Origin of the sequence: Photorhabdus antumapuensis, from assembly GCF_020387775.1 — a bacterium.
In the GTDB taxonomy this organism is placed as follows: domain Bacteria; phylum Pseudomonadota; class Gammaproteobacteria; order Enterobacterales; family Enterobacteriaceae; genus Photorhabdus; species Photorhabdus antumapuensis.
In genome coordinates this window covers 1-1,399 of record NZ_JAHZMK010000090.1, presented here as the reverse complement: position 1 = coordinate 1,399, position 1,399 = coordinate 1, and the positions used below count along the sequence as shown (strand labels likewise).

Genomic DNA, 1,399 nt, shown 5'->3' with positions numbered 1-1,399 from the left:
AGGTTTGGAAACCGGCGGGTTTGGACAGCGGAACACCGACAAACAAGTCGTAGCTCACCCCTTTCAGGTTGCCTCGCCAGCCCAGGGCGCTCCCCGCCAGATGTTTTCCGAGCAGAACGTCACTGCCCCGTCCGCCCACTTCGCCATAGTCGATCCCCAGATACAGCGATTGCCCACGCAGCGGGGTTTGCCAGTCCAGTTCGTTACGGCTGTACCAGCCCCGATCAGCGGATAAGGTCAACTCGCCATCAAAACCGCGTACCGTCCAGCGGCCGCCAATCGAAAATCGATCCTGGGGCGTCAAGGGGCTGGCGCTTATCTGCCGCAGATACTGGGTTTGATAAGAAAAGGGCTGATTAAACAGCGTTAACGGTCCGGCCAGCGTCGCCGAGAATTGGGTGATTTTGGGTAAAGCCGTCCCCTCATTGCGGTACTCTTCCGGCGCCGGTTGCGCGCCAAACCACCGCATGCCCTGTTGGTAAGTCACCTTGGTATCGAGAGTAGCGTTGCCGATAGCGTGATGATGGGACAGCCCCAGCTTCCAGCCTGCGGTTTCCCGGCGCTGAACATCGATTTCAGTGTTGTCAATAAAATTACGGGACGCCCGGCGATAAATTTCACCGTTGAGCAGGGTTTTCTGGTCGGCGTTGCGGTGTAGCACCCGACTGATTTGGATCGCCAGGTTTTGGCTTTTGCCCCGGTATTGAATCGCCTGATTCAGCCCGGCGATTGTCTGCATATAATCGTAGTGACTGGCGGTCACGCTCGCCATCCAGTATCCAAATGGCAGCGAATAATAGAGCGTGTCGTTTTGGCTGCCTTTCCCGGCAGACGCGTGAATATCGCGCCCACCGGAGAGATAGAACAGGTCGCTTAACGCCAGCGGGTTATCCAGAAAAAAGGTGAGTCCGCCCTGATAACGGCCGGTGCTTTTGGACCCGGTATCATCCAGATACGTGGCGACTCGCCAGTGCCGAGACTGACGCCAGTCCAGCACAATATCACTCTCGCCCGGCTGTTCTGCCGGGACAATATTCATCTCCGCCTGAACCGTCGGAAAACGTTGCAAGTTTTCCAATCCCTGCTCAATGTCCCGTAAATCCAGCAATTTTCCTTCACGTGCGGGAAAGGGCGTGAGGCGTTGAATGTAATGGCCGCTGTCCGGGGTATAGCGGATATGTCGGATGTTGCCCGGTATCATCACCAGTTTTAAGGTTTGGGTACGCAAATCCTGACGAGGAACCAGAACCCGGCTGGTGACATAGCCGTGATTAATCAGCTGATCTTGCAATTGGGTCATCAGCCGGTTAATGCCCTGAGTACCGAGGCAATGGTTTTCGCCCTGTTGGGCGACACGCCTGAACGGTAACCAGTGCGGGAAATTTTCAGTGCCGGCCAA

Annotated in this window: 1 protein-coding gene; it reads right to left on the bottom strand. The window is 56.0% G+C overall.

The annotated features are described in order from the left end of the window. Nucleotides 1-1,399, bottom strand: a 1,399-nt coding sequence (locus tag KZ793_RS22325; protein WP_225817267.1) for a ShlB/FhaC/HecB family hemolysin secretion/activation protein, incomplete at both ends; no start/stop codon positions are given.